General features: G+C 70.7%; 15 protein-coding genes. 6 read left to right on the top strand and 9 right to left on the bottom strand.

The window, feature by feature from the left end; translation table 11 throughout:
* Positions 1–84 precede the first annotated feature (84 nt).
* From HTZ77_RS15345 to HTZ77_RS15320, 6 genes are all read right to left on the bottom strand, one after another.
* Positions 85–1,035 (bottom strand): hypothetical protein, encoded by a 951-nt coding sequence (locus HTZ77_RS15345; RefSeq protein ID WP_175590211.1) that lies wholly within the window; start codon positions 1,033–1,035, stop codon positions 85–87.
* Positions 1,025–1,660: an RNA polymerase sigma factor SigM gene (gene sigM, locus HTZ77_RS15340; protein WP_175590210.1), complete on the bottom strand. Its 636-nt coding sequence runs from the start codon at positions 1,658–1,660 to the stop codon at positions 1,025–1,027. The genes HTZ77_RS15345 and sigM overlap by 11 nt, the downstream gene beginning before the upstream one ends.
* Positions 1,661–1,675: 15 nt before the next feature.
* Positions 1,676–3,193: a protein kinase family protein gene (locus HTZ77_RS15335; RefSeq protein WP_175590209.1), complete on the bottom strand. Its 1,518-nt coding sequence runs from the start codon at positions 3,191–3,193 to the stop codon at positions 1,676–1,678.
* Between the two features lie 165 nt (positions 3,194–3,358).
* Complete coding sequence (gene murJ, locus HTZ77_RS15330; protein ID WP_235994674.1) at positions 3,359–4,966, bottom strand: murein biosynthesis integral membrane protein MurJ; 1,608 nt, start codon at positions 4,964–4,966, stop codon at positions 3,359–3,361.
* Entirely contained in the window at positions 4,963–7,200 is a 2,238-nt protein-coding gene (locus tag HTZ77_RS15325; RefSeq protein ID WP_175590208.1) for a DUF6049 family protein, read from the bottom strand. Before HTZ77_RS15325 ends, murJ begins: the two co-directional genes overlap by 4 nt.
* Before the next feature lie 47 nt (positions 7,201–7,247).
* The gene (locus tag HTZ77_RS15320; protein ID WP_175590207.1) at positions 7,248–7,769 is read right to left on the bottom strand and encodes a YbaK/EbsC family protein; all 522 of its coding nucleotides are present in this window, start codon (positions 7,767–7,769) and stop codon (positions 7,248–7,250) included.
* A gap of 145 nt (positions 7,770–7,914) precedes the next feature.
* Between HTZ77_RS15320 and HTZ77_RS15315 the strand changes: the two genes are divergently transcribed.
* The gene (locus HTZ77_RS15315) at positions 7,915–9,318 is read left to right on the top strand and encodes a CCA tRNA nucleotidyltransferase (protein WP_175590298.1); all 1,404 of its coding nucleotides are present in this window, start codon (positions 7,915–7,917) and stop codon (positions 9,316–9,318) included.
* 4 nt (positions 9,319–9,322) lie between these two features.
* On the opposite strand, the gene HTZ77_RS15310 is transcribed toward HTZ77_RS15315, so the two are convergent.
* A complete protein-coding gene (locus tag HTZ77_RS15310; RefSeq protein WP_175590206.1) occupies positions 9,323–10,612 on the bottom strand; it encodes an MFS transporter in 1,290 nt (429 codons plus the stop codon).
* A 105-nt stretch (positions 10,613–10,717) separates the two neighbouring features.
* Between HTZ77_RS15310 and idi the strand changes: the two genes are divergently transcribed.
* Positions 10,718–11,311 carry an isopentenyl-diphosphate Delta-isomerase gene (gene idi / locus HTZ77_RS15305; RefSeq protein WP_175590205.1) on the top strand — a complete coding sequence of 198 codons (594 nt, stop codon included), beginning with the start codon at positions 10,718–10,720 and terminating at the stop codon, positions 11,309–11,311.
* A gap of 93 nt (positions 11,312–11,404) precedes the next feature.
* On the opposite strand, the gene HTZ77_RS15300 is transcribed toward idi, so the two are convergent.
* Positions 11,405–12,484 (bottom strand): inositol-3-phosphate synthase, encoded by a 1,080-nt coding sequence (locus tag HTZ77_RS15300; RefSeq protein WP_175590204.1) that lies wholly within the window; start codon positions 12,482–12,484, stop codon positions 11,405–11,407.
* Between the two features lie 13 nt (positions 12,485–12,497).
* Positions 12,498–13,082, bottom strand: coding sequence for a PadR family transcriptional regulator (locus tag HTZ77_RS15295; protein WP_175590297.1), 585 nt, complete (start codon positions 13,080–13,082; stop codon positions 12,498–12,500).
* A gap of 43 nt (positions 13,083–13,125) precedes the next feature.
* On the opposite strand from HTZ77_RS15295, the gene HTZ77_RS15290 reads away from it, so the two are divergent.
* The 4 genes from HTZ77_RS15290 (at position 13,126) to HTZ77_RS15275 (ending at position 18,814) form a co-directional block, all read left to right on the top strand.
* Positions 13,126–13,590: a DUF5318 family protein gene (locus tag HTZ77_RS15290; protein ID WP_328808602.1), complete on the top strand. Its 465-nt coding sequence runs from the start codon at positions 13,126–13,128 to the stop codon at positions 13,588–13,590.
* A 231-nt stretch (positions 13,591–13,821) separates the two neighbouring features.
* Complete coding sequence (locus HTZ77_RS15285; RefSeq protein WP_175590202.1) at positions 13,822–16,356, top strand: transglycosylase domain-containing protein; 2,535 nt, start codon at positions 13,822–13,824, stop codon at positions 16,354–16,356.
* Between the two features lie 26 nt (positions 16,357–16,382).
* Complete coding sequence (locus HTZ77_RS15280) at positions 16,383–17,735, top strand: glycosyltransferase family 87 protein (protein ID WP_328808601.1); 1,353 nt, start codon at positions 16,383–16,385, stop codon at positions 17,733–17,735.
* Positions 17,732–18,814 carry a mannosyltransferase family protein gene (locus tag HTZ77_RS15275; protein WP_175590201.1) on the top strand — a complete coding sequence of 361 codons (1,083 nt, stop codon included), beginning with the start codon at positions 17,732–17,734 and terminating at the stop codon, positions 18,812–18,814. The genes HTZ77_RS15280 and HTZ77_RS15275 overlap by 4 nt, the downstream gene beginning before the upstream one ends.
* The last annotated feature ends 1 nt before the right edge of the window (position 18,815 follow it).

Raw genomic sequence — 18,815 nt, 5'->3', positions numbered from 1 at the left:
AGATTCCCGCCCCTACCCACGACGCCCGGTCCAAACGAAAGAGCCCGCCGAAGCGGGCTCTGACGCGTTCTCACGATCGAAAGGTCACCAGCGGCCGAGTCTCGGCTTGCGCAGGTTCTTGCAGTGGTACGGGTCCACGACGTCGAGGCGGATCCGCTTGGCGGCCTCGTCCCTCCAGGACGCCACGATCACGGCCTCCTGGCCGTTGTACTGCCCCTGGTCGACGGCGAAGATCTTCAGCTTGGTCCGGTCGGCGACCCGGTCGACGCACGAGGCGACGTTGTTGGTGTCGGCCGTGACCCCGGCCACGATCGGCGCCGGCCCGAGGAAGCGCTCCAGGGGCTGCCGCAGCTCGTCGTCGCTGTAGTTGTGGCCGCTGTCGGTCAGCGCGTACGGCCTGGGCTTCGCCGTCGCCCTGGCCGGAGAGGGCTGTGGCTGGGCCACTACCTGGCCGCTGACGCCCGTTCCGCCGCCGCCGTCGCCACCGGCGAGGAGGAGGTTGCCGGAGACCACGGCACCGCCCACGACGGCGGCAGCCGCCGCGGCGACCGCGGGCAGGGCCCATCGGCGCCGCCGGGCGACGCGACGCCGGGCCGGGACGATGCTCCCGTCGTCGGCGACCACGCCGAGCCGCACGGGCTCCTCGGCCGGCACGAACTCGGCCGGGACGCTCGCCGGAGCCAGCCGGGCGGCGGGCATGAGGGGAACGGGCTCGCTCACCTCGGCCGGTCGCTGCCACGGGGCGTCCCGCATGAGCTCGTCCCAGTCGGGGGCCTCGGCGAGGTCCACCCCTCCGCGTCGCTGCTCGGCCTCGGCGGCGAGCGCCTTGTCGATGCGCAGTGCGACACCCATCGGCATGGCCGGTGTCGGTGTCGCCGCGAGCACCTCGCGAACCGCCGCCAGGTCGGCCAGGAGCTCCCCACAGGGGTCGCATACCGCGAGATGGTCGCGGACCTGGCAGGCCGTGCCGGCGTCCAGGAGACCCTCGGCCAGCTCGGCGAGGACCTCCAGATCGTAGTGCGTATCACCCGTCACGAAGTTCTGCTCCCTTCGCGGATGAGACGCGACTGAGGTTCGATCGGTTCCGCAGATGCGAAAGAATCGGGGCAAGTTTCGCCCGGCCTCGCGCGCACCGGCTCTTGACCGTGCCGCTGGGCACACCAAGCACCTGAGCTGCGTCTTCGACCGAATAACCCATCATGTCGACGAGTACGAGGGCCGCCCGCTGGTCGGGCGGCAGCAGTTTCAGCGCGGCCGAAACCTCCATGGACACCTCCCGCTCGACCGTCTGGTCGGGCATGGGCGTCTCACGCTCGGCGGCCTCGATGAGCTCGTCGTCGGCCACGGGGCGGATGGACTTGCGGCGCATCCGGTCGAGGCAGGCGTTGACGACGATGCGGTGGAGCCAGGTGGTGACGGCCGCCTCGCCGCGGAACGAGCCCGCCTTGCGATAGGCGGACACGAACGCGTCCTGCACGGCGTCGGCCGCCTCGTCGGGGTCGCCCAGCGTGCGCAGGGCGACGGCCCACATGCGGTCACGGTGCCTCTTGACGATCTCGCTGAACGCGTGTGGATCCCCGTCGATGTGGGCGGTCAGCAGCTCGGCGTCGCTGATCGCCGGCCGCTCCGCTGATGAAGGTGTCTCGGGTGGGGAGTTCACAAGAGGGATTCCTGGTTATGCCGATCCGGGGGAATGGACCACTACCTCATAGATGGTGCCATGAAAGCCGCCCGCGTCTGCCGGAAGACGAGTAAACCAGATCAAAACGTACTGACCGGTGGCGGCTTGATCGGGCTTCAGGGTGACCTTCCCGGAGGCGCCCTTCTGCTTGGTGACCGTCTTGAGCGCCGAGAGCTCCGGCGCGTCGCCCACCTTGAGCTCCACGCTCGCGCCGCTCGCGCCGGACAGCGTGGCCACCACGTCGCTGATCTGGACCGGCTTGCCCATGTCGAGCAGCAGGCCGACGCCTTCCTTGAGGTTGCCCAGCTCGGCGGTGGTGTAGTTGTCGGTCTTCCAGAACGTGCTGGGCTTGCCGTCGAGCGTCAGCTCGGCGCCCTCGTTCTCCTCCTTGTCGCCCAAGGGGTCGAACGCGATCGCCTTCTTCGGCTTGACCGCCTGGGGCGCCGCCGTGGCGGACGGCGAGGCCGCCGTCGGGGTGCCCTGCGCCCCCGGGTCGCCGTTGCCGGTGCCCAGGCTGCGGCCGATCGTCCACGCGCCGACGCCGACCGCGGCGATGACGAGCAGCACCACGACGGTCATGAGCGCCCGGTTGACCACGCCGCCCTGCCGGGCGCCGCGCTGCGGGACGGTCAGGTGCTGGATCGGCGGCTGGGGCCGCGGGGGACGGACCTCGGTGCCGAGACCCTCGGACGGCGAGGTGGCCGTCACCGAGGGCGGGGAGGACGGGTAGTCGATCGGGATCGGCATCGGCCGGGCGACGCCGGCCAGCGCCTCGGCCACCTCCGCCGGGCTGTTCAGCGCGCCGTGGCCCTTGCGCGACTCGGGCAGGCACGCCTTGACCGTGACCGTGTCGAGGTAGCTCGGGACGCCCGCGGTCACCTGGCGGGGCGTGCAGAAGTGGCCGTCGGTCATGGGGGCGGGCGGCAGGCCGCCCTCCTCCTCGTCACCCGGCCAGTGGCCGGTCAGCCCGGCGTAGAGCAGCCGGCCGAGACCCTCGGCGTCGTCCAGGGCGGGCTGGTCGGTGGTGAGCCCGGACAGGGCCGCGTCGACCGCGACGCCGAGCACCTTGACGGTGTTGCCGGTCGTCCACACCAGGTGGGACGGGCGCAGGCACAGGTGGTACAGGCCGGCCTCGTGGGCGTGCGCGAGGGCCTCGGCCGCCTCGGCCACCAGCCCCGCCGCCCGCTCCGGGTCGAGCGGGCCGCCCGCGACCAGGTCGGCCAGGGTCTCGCCGGTCACCCACTCGCTGACTACGTAGGAGTAGTCCTCCTCCTCGGCGGCGTCGAACACCTGCGTCAGCCGGGGGTCGGTGAGCCGGCTGGCGGCCCGGGCGGCGGTGACGACCTCGTGGACGCGCGGGAAGTCGGGGGAGAAGGTGTGGACGGCGACGGGGCGGGCGAGGATCTCGTCGATCGCCTTCCACAGGGTGGCGCCGTCGGCTTCGCTCACCCGGTCCTCAAGCCGGAAGCGTTCGGCGAGACGGGTGCCGGGTTCGACCGCCGACGTGCTCACTGACCCACTCCGCTCGGCTGATCGTGCGCGTTCATGACTCGACTGGCCCGCGTGGCCGTGTCCCACGTAGGCACGCTATGCCGGGTGGATCCGCCCACGCCCCTCCTGCTTCCATTCGCGCGTGTGGGCACCATGGTAGTGCCGCGCCGGTTCCGCCCGTGTTCCTTACCGTCCCAGCCGTCCGGCAACCATACCGACGATCGAGTTGACCTCCGGGATGCGCATCCGGTGGGCCACGGCGAGGTACAGCAGCATGCCCACACCGCCGCCGACCATCAGGATGATCACCGAGGTCAGGAAGGTCAACCCGCCGAAGGCGATCTGGACCAGCCACACCACGACCAGCGCCAGCACGGCCGTGGGCAGGGCGGCGAGATACATCCGGGTCATCGACATGCCGATCTGCCAGCCGCCGAGTCCCTGGACCCGCCGGGAGGCCAGCCACCAGGCGACGACCGCCCCGAGAGAGTACGCGACGGCGTAGGCGAAGGCCAGCCCCATCACCGTGTAGGCATAGGGCAGCATCTGGTAGAGGATCCACATGAACAGCGCGTTGAGCACGGTCGTGGCCGCGCCGACGTAGACCGGGGTGCGGGTGTCGCCGAAGCTGTAGAAGACGCGCAGCAGGAGCTGGAAGACCGCGAACGGCACCAGGCCCAGGCCGTACACCTGGAGGACGTTGCCGATGTAGACGGCGTCCTGGACCGAGGTGGCGCCGTGGGCGTAGATCGGCACGGTGATCGCCGGGCCGAGCACCATGAGCAGCAGCGACACCGGCACCATGATCGACCCGATGAGCCGCACGCTGGAGCCGAACTCGGCGCGCACGTCGCCGAAGCGGCCCTCGCTCACCGCGCGGCTCATCCGGGGCAGGGCCGCGGTGATCACCGAGACGCCGATGACGCCGTACGGGAGCTGGAAGAGCTGGAAGGCGTAGGTGTAGGGGGTGATGCCGTGGCCGGACACGGCGTCGCCGGCCTGGCTGGACAGGTTGGTGGTCAGCATGAAGCCGAGCTGGGTGACCACCACGTAGCCGATGGTCCAGATCCCCGCCCGGCCCATCTCGCCGAGCCGGGCGTTGCGCACGTCGAGGCGCGGCGTGAACGTGAACCCGGCCCGGCGCAGCGCCAGGAGCAGCACGGCGGCCTGGGCCACGATGCCCGCGGTGGTGCCGAGGCCGAGCAGGGCGAGCTGCCCGTCGGTGACGCGGGCCAGGTCGCGGCCGGCGTCGCCGAACACCGCGAGGTAGATGATCAGCACGCCGATGACGACGACGTTGTTGAGCACCGGGGCCCACATGGGCGCGGCGAACCGGTCGCGGGTGTTCAGGACGGCGCCCGCCACCGCGCCGATGCCGAAGAAGGCGAGCTGCGGCAGGATGAACCGCGCCAGCGTGACGGCGACGTCGAACTTCCGGCCGGTCCAGCCCGTCGTGTAGAGGTCGATGAGCACCGGCGCGGCCAGCACGGCCAGTAAGGCGACGACGGCCAGCGCGACCGTGGCGAGGGTCAGCAGACGCTGCTCGTAGGCCCGTCCGCCGTCGGGGTCCTCCTTCTGCGCCCGGACGATCATCGGCACGACCACGCTGCTCAGCACGCCGAGCAGCAGCAGGTCGAGGATGCTGTACGGGATGGCGTAGGCCGCGTTGTAGGCGTCGCCCATGGCGGCGGTGCCGATCGCCGTGGCCAGCGCCATGGTGCGTATGAAGCCCGTGACCCTCGACACCATGGTGCCCGCGGCCATGACGGCGCTGGCCCGCAGCATGCGGCTCATACGGCCTCACTCTCCCGACTCCTGGCGGCCCGTTCGAGCCGTCGCTGCGATCTGCGCCTGAGGACCCGGGTCACGACCGCGGCGAGCATGACCGTCAGCGCCGCGCCGACGATCACCAGGGCGATGCCGGTGTAACCGGTGGTCCGGATGATCAGCTTCACCGGCTTGCCGTACGGCTGCCCGTCGGAGGTGCGGAGCTGGACGGTCACGGCCGAGTCGCCGCTGACGCCGGCCGCCGCCGTCATCGCGACCTTCAGGGTGCCGCTCTGGCCGTTGCCGCCGATCACCAGCCTGCGGGTCGGCTGGGGGACGATCCGCAGCACCTTGGGGTTGTTGGAGGTCACCTCGACGTCGACCGTGATCTTGACCGGCAGCGAGTTCTTGACGCTGACGGGCACGACGCCGTCGGAGCCGGCCAGCGTGCGCGGCTGGTCGGGATCGGCGCCGGTGATCGTGATCATGTCCATCCGGGCGTCCACGGCGTCCCTGACGAGCTGGGTCGCGGCGCGCCCGGCCCGGGTCTGGTTGCGCCAGGCGGAGGACGTCAGCCGCAGCACGGCCGCGTCGAAGGCGGACGGCGGCTTGTCGGTGGTGATGAGCGAGGTGAGCTCGGCGTTGCGCGCGATGTCCTTGACCGGGGTCAGGTACTTGCGGCCGAGCTCCTCCTTGCGGTTGTCGTCGGTGTAGGTGAGGCCGGCACGCTGGGTCTGCGCCGTGCGGGCGGCCGCTCTCTTCGGGGGCTTGACGGAGTCGAGCCGGGTGAGCGACAGCCACGGCAGGTCGTCCGCGGTCTTGAGGAGGGCGGAGACGAGCGTGGGGTTGGGGTCCCAGCGGCGGGACGGGGCGACGACGATCGAGCGCGGAGTGGTCTGCCCGGGCTCGGCCGCGATCATCGCGGTCTCGGCGATGAAGCGCTGGCGGCTCAGCAGCGTCGAGCCGGCGCCGCCGCCGGGCTCGAAGAGCCGGCTGAGCGTGGGGTCGGCGACGAGCGCCGTGACCGGGCCGGCGACGCTGTAGAGCGTGGCGGTGGCGTCGGGCGTGGTCGCGCCGGGCGCGAAGGCGGTCTGCTGCGTCGTCTGACCGGTCTGGGTGGTCGGGGTGGCCTGCTGACCCTGCTGCGGCAGGTTGGCGGAGGTGAGCAGGACCTTGCCGACCTGGGCGACGCCCGGCTTGCCGACGGCCAGCAGGTCGAGCGCGTCGGCGTCGAGCAGCCCGGACGCCGGCCAGTTGATCGAGGTCGAGACCTCGGGACGCAGGAGCTGGGTGGCCTTCTGCCCGCCCAGCTCGATCGCCCGGCCGACCTGCGTGTCGAACCCGTGGTGGGCCAGGGCGGCCACGTCGGGGTCGGCGTACGGGGTGGCGACGACGGGGGAGTCGGCCAGGGCGGCGCGCAGGTCGTTGAGCCACTGGGCCGCCGCGGGGTCGGCCGGCTTCTTGACCGGGTCGTCCTTGCCGGCGACGGTGTACGGCTTGGACATGGCGGTGAGATCGTCGAGCAGCGCCGCGTCCATGAACCAGGTGACGCTCGGGGGCGCGGTCTTGGCGATGCGCAGCAGATCGGCCAGGCGGCCCTTGCCGGTCAGCGAGGCGCTCAGCTTGTCGTCGACGAACGTGGCGTCGTCGGGGTGGCGGGGCTGGTCGATGACGCGATGCGGCTGGTCGATCAGCGGCAGGGCGATGGCCAGCTTGTTGCGCACCGGCTTGGGCTGCTGGGGCGCGTACGTGACGAACGTGCGCTGCACGGCCAGGCGCCGCCAGCCGGCCTGCTGGACCTCGATCGCGATCGGGTAGACGCCGAAGCGGGGCAGGGCCGGGTGGGCGAGCTGCGCCGGGGTCAGCGTGAACTCCCACGGCGCCGAGGCGCCCGCCGCCAGCGCCGGTATGTCCATCCGGGAGGTGGGGGAGGCGCCGCTGGGGAGCGTCTGGTCGGTCTGGTCGGTCTGGAACGTCTCCAGGGCGGCCCGGTCGGCGAGCGGCTGCGTCTGGTAGCGCAGCCGGACGAGCAGGCCGCTCAGGTCGCTGCCGGTGTCGTTGCGCAGCGTGCCGGAGACCTTGATCACGTCGGCCGCGCCCTTGGCGTACTCGGGTGTGATGGAGGACACGGTGAGGACCAGCCCCTGCCGGCTGGCCTGGGCGGTGAACGTCTTCGCGGCAGCCGTGCCCGGCGTCGCCACGCCCACGGGGGCGAGCAACGCTGCGGAGACGACGGCGAGCAGCGTGGCCTTACGGATCACGCGTCCGCCCGGGCTGGAGTACGGCGCACGCCCGCAATGGTACGGGCTCAGTGCCGCAGCGCGATCGCCTCACGTGATCCCCTGGGCCGGGGAATCCTCAGGTCCACGGTCTTGCCGGACAGGAGGGACAGCAGGTCAAGGGCACGCATGCCGACGGCGGTGTGTCGCTCGCCGCTGGCCATGAAGATCGGCTCGGCGTCGCCCGCGAGCCGGTCGTCCACCAGCAGTGGGAGCCGGCGCGGCAGCAACAGCGGGCACACGAGCCCGGCGGCGTAGTCGGTGGCGGAGTTGACCAGGAACGCGGGGGCGGGCCGCACGTCATGGGCGCCCAGCAGGGCGCCGACGGCCCCCGGGCGCGGCGGCGCGGCGACCGAGGAGACGACGCCGACGACCTCGCGGCCGAGCCTCGCGGTGACCTCGAACACCGTGACCATGACGCACCTCTCGGGCGCGGCGGAGATCGTCGCGGGCAGCTCCTCCACGCGAGTGATGGGACGCGGAAGGCGTACGATCTCATGATGGACCTGGTGCGCGAGGAGCCAGCGGTGGATCGCGAGGGCGTCCTTCATGAACACGCTCCTTCGGCCTTGGCCCCCGACGGTCCTCTTGACCGACGGTAACCCGGACCTCATGTGGCCCGGGGGATATGTTCCGGAATCGAAGGACCTACCCAGCTTGTCCGACTCAAATCTGACCGACAACCAGCAGCGGGCCATGAGCGACCTGTTCCGTAAGATCTCCCCGGTGGCCGACGACCTGGGCCGCCTGTTCGCCGACCAGGGCCACGAACTGGCCCTCGTGGGCGGTCCCGTGCGCGACATGCTGCTCGGCCGCACCGGCAACGACCTCGACCTCACCACCGACGCCCGTCCCGAGCGCGTGCTGTCCCTCGTGCGCGACTGGGCCGACTCGGTGTGGACCATCGGCATCGACTTCGGCACGGTCGGCGTGCGCAAGGGCGGCTGGCTGATCGAGATCACCACGTACCGGAGCGAGTCCTACGACCCCAAGTCGCGCAAGCCCGAGGTCATGTACGGCGACACGCTGGAGGCCGACCTGGAGCGGCGCGACTTCGCGGTCAACGCGATGGCCGTGCGCCTGCCCGGTCACGAGTTCGTGGACCCGTACGGCGGCCTGGAGGACCTGGCGGCCCGGCGGCTGCGCACGCCGGGCCCGGCCGAGCGGTCCTTCGACGACGACCCGCTGCGCATGCTGCGCGCCGCCCGCTTCGCCTCCCAGCTCGGCTTCACCGTCGACGACGCCGCCGTCGAGGCGATGACGTCGATGGCCGAGCGCATCGAGATCGTCTCCGCCGAGCGCATCCGCGACGAGCTGGACAAGCTGGTCTCCGGCGCCTACCCCCGCGAGGGCCTGCGGCTGCTGGTCGACACCGGCCTGGCCCAGCACGTGCTGCCCGAGCTGCCCAAACTGCGCCTGGAGATCGACGAGCACCACCGGCACAAGGACGTCTACGAGCACACCCTGACCGTGCTCGACCAGGCGATCGCCCAGGAGGAGGACGGCCGGCCCGACCACATCCTGCGCTGGGCCGCTCTCATGCACGACATCGGGAAGCCCAAGACGCGCCGTCACGAGGCGGGCGGCCGGGTCTCCTTCCACCACCACGAGGTGGTCGGCGCCCAGATGACCAAGAAGCGCATGACCGAGCTGAGGTTCCCCAAGGACGTCGTGGCCGACGTGTCGCGGCTGGTGGAGCTGCACCTGCGCTTCCACGGCTACGGCACGGGCGAGTGGACCGACAGCGCCGTGCGCCGCTACGTGCGCGACGCGGGCCACCTGCTCACCCGCCTGCACAAGCTCACCCGGGCCGACTGCACGACCCGCAACAAGCGCAAGGCGGCGGCCCTGTCGCGCACCTACGACCAGTTGGAGGAGCGCATCGCCCGGCTGGCCGACGAGGAGGAGCTGGCCAAGATCCGGCCGGAGCTCGACGGCAACGACATCCAGCGCGTCCTCGGCGTCGGGCCCGGCCCGGTCGTGGGCAGGGCCTACAAGTTCCTGCTGGAGCTGCGTCTGGACAAGGGCGTCATCGGCGCCGAGGCGGCCACCGAGGCGCTGCTGGAGTGGGCCCGCGACAACGGCCTGACCTCCTCCTGACGGGTCAGGGCGACGGCGTGGGCACCGGGGGCCGCACGACCAGGCGGTAGATCAGCGCGGCCACCGGGTAGCCCAGCGCGATGATCGCCACGGCGAGGTAGGACCTGCCGTCGGGCGGCAGGATGACCGCCGACAGCGCCGCGGCGAGCACGTACATGCCGTTGAAGAGCATGTCGTAGATCGAGAAGGACCGGCCCAGGTAGGCGTCCTCGACGTCGCGCTGCACGGCCGTGTCGGCGCAGATCTTGACGCTCTGCCCGGCGATGCCCAGCACGAAGCCGGCCACCGGCAGCCCCCACTCCTGGAACGGCAGGATCAGCGCCCCCGAGACCAGGCCCGCCGCGGCCAGGGCCATCGGCACCCACCGCTCCAGCGTGAACCGCTCGGTGGCCCACGGCGTGAGGACGATGGCGAGGGTGTAGCCGACGCCGGAGGTGGCGACGACCACGCCGATGCCGCGCAGGGCCGCCTCGGCGTCGCCGTCGGTGAAGTAGTAGCGGTACAGGATGATGCCGAGCGCGGTCGCCATGCCGTACAGGAACCGGTGGGCGGCCATCGCGCCCATCGTGGCGGCGGCCCTGCGGTGGCCCAGCAGATGCCGCGCGCCGTCCACGAGGCCCACCACCACGTTGCGGACCGCCTCGCGCGCCTGCGGCCGGTCGGGGTCGTAGGAGGGGCCGAGCAGCGAGCGCTCCATCGTGCGCGCGATCAGCGCGCTCATCCCGAACACCACGCCCGAGATGACCAGCAGCAGCGCCGTGCCGTACGCGCCGCCGCCGAACGTCTCGCGCAGCAGGAAGCCCAAGCCGGCGCCCACGAACGTCATGGCGGTGCCGGAGGTGGGGGTGACGGCGTTGGCCGCCATCAGCCGCTCGGGCGGAACCACGTGCGGCAGAGAGGCGCCGAGCGCGGCCATGAAGAACCGGTTGACCCCGAGCACGGCGAGGGCCGCGGCGTAGAACAGCGGCTCGGGCACGCCGGCGACCAGGAGCGCCGCGGCGGCGAGGAGCAGCGTGCCGCGCACCATCGGCGCGATCACCAGGATCTGCCGCCGCGACCAGCGGTCGATGAAGACGCCCACGAAGGGCCCCAGCACGCTGTACGGGAGGAACAGCACGGCCATGCCGGCGGCCACGGCCAGCGCGGTGGTCTGCTTCTCGGGGCTGAAGAAGGCGAATCCCGTCACCGCGAACTGGAAGATCCCGTCGGAGAACTGGGAGACCAGCCGGGTGCCGAACAGCCGGCGGAAGTCCCGGCCCTTCAGGACTATCCGCAGATCGGCGACGAACGACACGCAGTCAGCCTAGTCCCGATCCGGACCTTTCCGGGCTCGGGGAGTTGGCGCCGCAGGTGGAGGAACCCGTCCGGAACACGCACATGATCACGTACGCTTCGTAGCGTGACGACTGATGAACTGGTGGTGCTGGTCGACGACGAGGGCCGCGCGGTCGGCACCGCGCCCAAGCTGTCGGTGCACGGCCGGGAGACCCCGCTCCACCTGGCCTTCTCCAGCTACGTCTTCGACGGCGACGGCCGTGTGCTGCTGACCAGGCGCGCCGACCACAAGCTGACCTGGCCCGGCGTGTGGACCAACAGCTGCTGCGGCCACCCGCTGCCGGGCGAGCCGCTCGACCGCGCCGTCACCCGCCGGCTCTCCTACGAGCTGGGCCTGGCCGTCGAGCGCGCCGACCTGGTGCTGCCCACGTTCGCCTACCGGGCCGTCATGGGCAACGGCATCGTCGAGCACGAGCTGTGCCCCGTCTACCGCGTCACGGCCGAGGCCCCGGCGGTGCTCAACCCGGAGGAGGTGGGCGAGACACGGTGGATGCCGTGGCAGGAGTTCGCCACTCGGGTGCTGAAGGGCGAGCTGGCCATCTCGCCGTGGTGCGCCGAGCAGGTGCCGCTCCTGGTCGAGCTCGGCCCCGACCCGATGGCCTGGCCCACGGCCGCCGAGGCCGAGCTGCCGCCGGCCGCCCGGGTCGCCGCCGGCTGACGCCCTGACCCGGCGACGCCGCGCAAGAGTGACGGCGCGCAAGAGTGACGGCGGCCGCCCCCGCAAGGAGTCGGCCGCCGTCGTGAGCGAGGCTTACCTGTCGATCTCGCCGCGGATGAACTTCTCGACGTACTCGCGCGCCTCGTCGTCGGAGTACTGCTCGGGCGGCGACTTCATGAAGTACGACGACGCGCTGAGGATCGGGCCGGCGATGCCCCGGTCGAGGGCGATCTTGGCCGCGCGCACCGCGTCGATGATGATGCCCGCCGAGTTGGGCGAGTCCCACACCTCGAGCTTGTACTCCAGGTTGAGCGGGGTGTCGCCGAACGAGCGGCCCTCCAGGCGGATGTAGGCCCACTTGCGGTCGTCGAGCCACGGCACGTGGTCCGACGGGCCGATGTGCACGTCGGCCTTGCGCATCTCGTGCGGGATCTGCGAGGTGACCGACTGGGTCTTGGAGATCTTCTTCGACTGGAGCCGCTTGCGCTCCAGCATGTTCATGAAGTCCATGTTGCCGCCGAAGTTGAGCTGGTACGTGCGCAGCAGCTCGACCCCGCGGTCCTCGAACAGCTTGGCCAGGACGCGGTGCGTGATGGTGGCGCCGACCTGCGACTTGATGTCGTCGCCGACGATCGGCACACCGGCCTGCGTGAACTTCTCGGCCCACTCGGGGTCGGAGGCGATGAAGACCGGCAGCGCGTTGACGAAGGCGACCTTGGCGTCGATCGCGCACCGCGCGTAGAACCGGTCGGCCTCCTCGGAGCCCACGGGCAGGTAGGAGACCAGGACGTCGACCTGGTTGTCACGGAGCACCTGGACCACGTCGACGGGCGCCTCGTCGGACTCCTCGACGATCTCCCGGTAGTACTCACCCAGGCCGTCGAAGGTATGGCCGCGCTGGACAGTCACCCCCGTGGGCGGCACGTCGCAGATCTTGATCGTGTTGTTCTCGCTGGCGACGATCGCCTCGGACAGGTCGCGGCCGACCTTCTTGGCGTCCACGTCGAACGCGGCGACGACCTCGACGTCGCCGACGTGGTAGTCGCCGAACTTCACGTGCATCAGGCCCGGGACCCGTACGTCCGGGTCGGCGTCCTTGTAGTAGTGAACGCCCTGGACCAGCGACGACGCGCAGTTGCCGACACCGACAATGGCCACGCGAACCGAACCCATCGCACTCGCTCCCTTACTCATCAGTTGACGTGGTATCTCTCTCGGGCTCTTGCGATGCCCGTCTCTCCGTCGCGATCAGCTCGTTCAGCCAACGCACCTCGCGTTCGACCGATTCGAGACCATGACGCTGCAGCTCCAACGTGTAGCTGTCGAGGCGCTCCCTGGTGCGGGCCAGGGCGGTGCGCACGCTGTCCAGACGCTCCTCCAGGCGGCTGCGGCGGCCTTCGAGGATGCGCAGGCGCACCTCGGCCTCCGTGTGCCTGAAGAAGGCGAAGTGGACGCCGAAGCTCTCGTCCTCCCAGGCCGACGGACCGGCCTGGGTGAGCAACTCGTGCAGCCGCTCCTTCCCCTCCGCCGTCAGCTTGTAGACGATCTTCGATCGGCCGCCCACGATCGTGGCCGGAGCCGGCTGCTCCTCGGCGATGAGGCCCTGGGTGAGCAGCGATCGCAGGCAGGGGTAGAGCGACCCGTAGGAGAACGCACGGAACATCCCCAGCAGAGCGTTGAGCCGTTTGCGCAGCTCGTAGCCGTGGAGCGGGGTCTCGTGCAACGACCCGAGCACGGCCAGCTCCAGGACTCTGCCTTGTCCGCCGGCCAGCGGAACCGCCCCCTCTCGCGTCGATGTATCTAGCCGATACATCATGAGGATACGTCGATTCGCTATATCGCGGCAACGAGCGACTTTGCCAAGTCGTTGGGAGCAATCACCAAAAAGCCGTAGTCTGGCGCTCATGTGGTCACAGAGAAGGGTGGTGGACGACGGCCTCGCGACGAGAGGAGTGGTCCCCGGCCCGCGCTCGCCTGGCGAGATGTGTGACGCACAGCCGTACCTCCTTCACGCGGCCCGGCACCTCGGTGAACCGACCGAACGCCTATGCCCGGTGTGCGGAAGGCGGAACGTCACCAACGTGACCTATGTCGACCGGGATCCCCTGGGACGGCATACGGGTGAGGCAAAGGCGACGTCAGGTCTCGTCGAAATGGACCATGATGACGACGAGATCCGTGTGCACGTCGTCGAGGTCTGTCAAGGTTGCTCTTGGAACCACATGACGGTCTCGTTGGTCCTCGGCAACGGACCGCCGGATCTCGTCGGCCGAGAGTAGAGACCGAAGGCGGTCAAGGCGCCCACGCCCACCCGCCGTGCTATCCGACGACGATGCGAGGACGTGTTGAGTTACAGCCACGACGAGGGGACGGCCCGCCAGGGGAGGCGCCGTCGCTCCGGCTCATCCCGTTCCGTTCCCCAGCCCCAGACGCCGCAAACCGGCGGCTCCGGGTGGGAGAACGCGCAGCCTCCACGTCGTCCGGAGGCCGCCTACGAGGACACCGGCGCCATGGCGGCGCACTCGTACGAGCAGCCGTACGAGCCCGTCAGGCGCGCGCCCGAGCGGCGCGGCCCAGCCGGGCCCCCGCCCGCGACCGCTGCCTCCGGGATGCCCGCCGAGCCCGGCCCGCGCTCGTCCGGGCGCCGTGAGGGACGGCGGCGCAGCGAGCAGGAGACGATGATCAGCGAGGCCCCGCGCCGCGCCCGCGGCCGTGGCGCGGGCGGCTCCGGTGGCGACGGCGGGCCGGGAGGGCCAGGAGGGCCCGGAGGTCCCGGCGAGCTCCCGCGCAAGAAGGGCGGAGACAAGCCGGCGTGGCGCAGGTTCCTGCCGAGCTGGAAGATCGTGCTGGCCGGCTTCGCGGTCGTCACCGCCGGCCTCTTCGGCATGATCGCCGTGGCGTACGCCAACATTCCCATGCCGACCCAAAACCAGGTCCAGGACACGGTCGACGACATGGGCAGCGTCATCTACTACGCCAACGGCAAGGTCCTCGCCAAGCTGGGCACCAAGCGCGTCCCGGTCGACGACATCAACCAGATCCCGCGGCATGTCCAGGACGCGGTCATCGCCGCCGAGAACAGCGGCTTCCGTGAGGACTCCGGCATCTCCTTCTCCGGCATGGTCCGCTCCGTGTACAGCACGCTCTCCGGCGCGCAGGTGCAGGGCGCCTCCACCATCACCCAGCAGATGGCCCGCAACTACTACGACGGCCTCTCCCAGGAGCGCAGCATCCGGCGCAAGATCAATGAGATCTTCGTCGCGGTCAAGCTCAACAAGAAGCTCAGCAAGGACGACATCCTCAAGCAGTACCTCAACACCATCTACTTCGGGCGCGGCGCGTACGGCATCGGCGCGGCGGCCAAGGAGTTCTTCAACAAGCCGGTCACGGCGCTGACGCCCGAGCAGGGCGCCTACCTGGCCGGCCGCATCCAGAACCCCGACGCGTTCGACCGGGCCGAGATCGCGGGCAACATGAAGCCCAGCGAGGCGCGCTACGTCTACGTGATCGGGCAGATGGCCAAGCTCGACCCCAAGGCGTACGGGAGCCTGCCGTCCAAGTCGCCGGCCTCGCCCAAGCGCATCAAGATCAGCAACAAGGACTACTACAAGGGCCTGACCGGCTACATGGTCCAGGCCGTCATGGATGAGCTGAAGAACGAGTACGGGCTCACCAAGGAGGACGTCGAGACCGGCGGCTACAAGATCACCTCGACGTTCGACAAGAACCTGATGCTGGCCGCCAGGGATGCCGTCAACAAGCACACCGCCGGCCTGACCGGCGAGATCACCGCCACCATGGCCGCGGTCGACCCGCGTAACGGCCGGATCATCGCCTTCTACGGCGGCGACGACTACGAGAAGGACTCCTGGGACGACGCCTTCCTGTCGCAGAAGCAGGCGGCCTCGGCGTTCAAGCCGTACGTGCTCGCGGCGTGGCTCGACTCGGGCTACAGCCTCAACAGCTACCTGCCGGCCAAGGGGCCGCTGAAGCTGGAGGGCACCACGCCCATCAACAACGACCACGCCTCGGGCGCCTCGTCGATCGACGTCGTCAACGCCACGGCCCACTCGGTCAACACCGCCTTCGCCAAGATGGGGGAGAAGGTCAGCCTCGACAAGGTCATCGACATCGCCAGCCGCGCCGGCCTCAGCAAGGAGCGGCTGGAGGACGCGAAGAACCGCCACCACTACCTGATCACGATCGGCTCCGGTCAGGTGACCGCGGTCGAGCAGGCCGGCGGCTACTCGATCTTCGCCAACGGCGGCAAGCACTTCAAGAACCACGTCGTCATCAAGGTCAAGGACCGCGCCGGCCGCGTGAAGTGGCAGGAGAAGCGGACCCCCGCCCAGGTCATCTCCCCGGACGCCGCCGCAGACGCCACGGTCGCGCTCCAGGCCGTGGTCAAGCAGGGCACCGGCCGCAACGCCGCCCTCTACGACCGGCCCGTCGCCGGCAAGACCGGCACCAACAACGAGAACAAGGAAGCCTGGTTCGTCGGCTTCACCCCGCAGTTGTCCACCGCGGTCGGCATGTTCCGCCAGGAGTGCCGCTCCAAGGGTGGCAAGGTCGTCCAGCCGGTCAACGACAACTGTCCCTGGTGGCGGGGCAAGAACCCGGCCAAGGAGAAGAAGTACACGCCGCAGAAGCCGTACACCACCGCGTACGAGGTGCCCCTGGGCAGCGCCTTCCAGGGCGCCACGTACCCCGCGGCCATCTGGAAGGCCTTCATGACCGAGGCCATGAAGGGCCAGAAGGTCGAGCAGTTCCCGGCCCGCGTCAACACCGGCGTCCCCGAGAACCTCGCGCCCAAGCCCGCTCCCACGCCCACGGCCACCAAGGAGCCGGACGAGGAGCAGCCGGACGACGTGACCTGCGTCATGGACCCGTGCAACGACGAGGACAACGGCCGCATCATCACCATCGACCCGAACCAGAACAACGGCCTCGATGAGGACAACGGCCTGCTCGGCGGTGGGCAGGATCCCGGTATGCCGCCGTACTACGAGCCCGAGACGATGCCCACGGGGCGCGAGCAGTGGTGAAGACGGAACCGGTGGGTGACGGCCCGGTGGATGACGACACGGTGGGTGACGACACGGTGGACGAGCCGGTCCACCGGCCGCCGCTCTTCGCGCGCGCCGTGCCGTACCTGCCCCTGGCGCTGTTCGCGGCGCTGGGGGCCAGCCTGGCGTACGTCTTCAGGCTGCCGTGCCGTACCGGCGGGTGGAACGACCAGGTCTCCACCTACACCCACTTCTGCTACAGCGACATCTACCCGCTGTACTTCGACCGGCAGCTCGACGTGCAGAGCCCTTACTTCGCCGACGTGCCGTTCGACAAGCAGGTCGAGTACCCCGTCGTGCTCGGCGAGGTCATGCAGGTCTTCAGCCGGATCGCCCGCTGGCTGGAGCCCGACGCCGTCCAGCAGGCCATCCGCTTCTACGACGGCACGGTCGTCTTCCTCGGCCTCTGCCTGGTCGCCGGGGTGCTGCTGATGGCCGCGGTCGCCGGGCCCACGCGCCGCTGGGACGCCCTGTGGTACGCGCTCGCGCCGTCGGTGATCCTGGCCGCGTACATCAACTGGGATCTCGTCGCCGGCGCGCTGTCGATGGGCATGCTGCTGGCCTGGGCGAAGCACCGGCAGGTGGCGGCCGGGGTGCTGCTCGGGCTGGCGATCGCGACGAAGTTCTACCCGCTGATGTTCGCCGGGGCGCTGTTCCTGCTCACGCTGCGCACCGGGCGCTGGCGGCCGTTCCTGGTCACGGCGGCCTCCGCCGCGGGCGCGTGGCTGGTCGTCAACGTGCCGTTCATGGTGTTCGCCTGGGACGGCTGGCGGCGCTTCTACGTCTTCTCGCAGGAACGCGGGGTGGACTGGGGCTCGCCGTGGCTGTTCTTCCAGAACAAGGGCTGGCCGGTCCTCGGCGAGGCCGACGTCAGCACGCTCGGCATGGCGTCGCTGGCCGTGCTGTGCCTGGGCATCGCGGTCCTGACCCTGGCCGCGCCGCGGCGGCCCCGGCTGGCGCAGATCTGCTTCCTGGCCCTGGCCGCGTTCATGATGACGAACAAGGTGTGGTCGCCGCAGTTCGTGCTCTGGCTGGTGCCGTTCGCGGTGCTGGCCCGGCCCAACTGGAAGCCGCTCGTCCTCTGGCAGCTCGCGGAGATGTGGTACTTCTTCGCCATCTGGCTCTACCTGCTCTCCCAGCCGCCGCTCAGCCGCGACGACCTGGGCATCGGCGACGACACGTACTTCACCGCCGTCTGGGGCCGGGTCATCACCATTGTGATCATGATGGCGTTCGTGGTGCGCGACATCCTGCGCCCGCACAAGGACGTCGTCCGGCAGGCGGGCGTCGACGACCAGACCGGCGGCGTGTTCGACGGCGCCCCCGACCGGTTCACGCTCGTTCCCTCGTACCGGTGATCACCCGTTCGGCGGCGCGCGACGCGCTGCTGATCTGGTTCGGCTCCCGGGCCGGCCTGCTGGTCGCCACGCTGCTCGGGTCGGCGTTGAACGCCTACGTCGCCCGCTGGAAGCAGTGGGACGCGGGGTTGTTCGTCGTCATCGCCCGCCACGGCTACGACGGCGACCCCGCCGCGCCGCCCGACGCGGGGCTGCCCGCGTTCTTCCCCGGCCTGCCCGCGGTGTTACGCCTGGTCCACCTGGTGGTGCCCGACTGGACGGCGTGCGGGCTGATCGTGTCGCTGGTCGCCGGGGCGGTGGCGATGGTGGCGCTGGCGCGGCTGGCCGAGCTGGAGGGCGCGCCGGGCTGGATGGCGGTGCTCGCGCTGCTGCTGTTCCCCACGGCCGTGTTCCTGGCCGCGGGCTACAGCGAGACGCTGTTCCTCGCGTTCGCGATCCCGGCGTGGCTGGCCGCCCGGCGCGGGCAGTGGACCGGGGCCGTCGTGCTCGCCGCCGCCGCGTCATGTGTGCGCATCACCGGCCTGTTCCTGGCGGTCGCCCTGGTCGTCGAGTACGTCCCGCACCGGCGCGCCCGGGAGCTGCCGGCACGGCCGGCCCCGTGGCCGCTGCTCGCCGTGCCGTTCCTGCCGCTGGCGTTCTACTCGTATTTCCACTACAGCCGCTCCGGCGACTGGCTGGCCTGGAAGCACGCGCAGGAGGCCGGCTGGGGCAGGCAGACGGTCTGGCCGTGGGAGTCGTGGATCACGACCTGGCACGCGGCGCTCGGCCGCGACGACTTCGCGGTGGCGTTCCGCATGGAGCTCGCCGGAGCCGTGCTGGCGGTGGCCGCGCTGGTCTGGCTGGCGGCGCGGCGCCGGTGGAGCGAGCTCGTCTACACCGGGCTCCAGGCGGCGGCTCTCATGACGTCGGCGTACTACCTGTCGATCCCGCGCTCGCTGCTGCTGTGGTTCCCCCTGTGGACGGCCGTCGCGGCGCTGGGGGCGCGGCGGCCGTGGACGCTCGTGGTCTACGGCCTGGTCGCGGGGCCGCTCATGGTGCTGAACGCGGTGCGCTTCCTCACGGGCGCGTGGGCCGGCTGAC

Source organism: Nonomuraea montanisoli (assembly GCF_013363975.1).
Lineage (GTDB): Bacteria > Actinomycetota > Actinomycetes > Streptosporangiales > Streptosporangiaceae > Nonomuraea > Nonomuraea montanisoli.
This window is presented reverse-complemented; position numbering and strand designations above follow the sequence as displayed.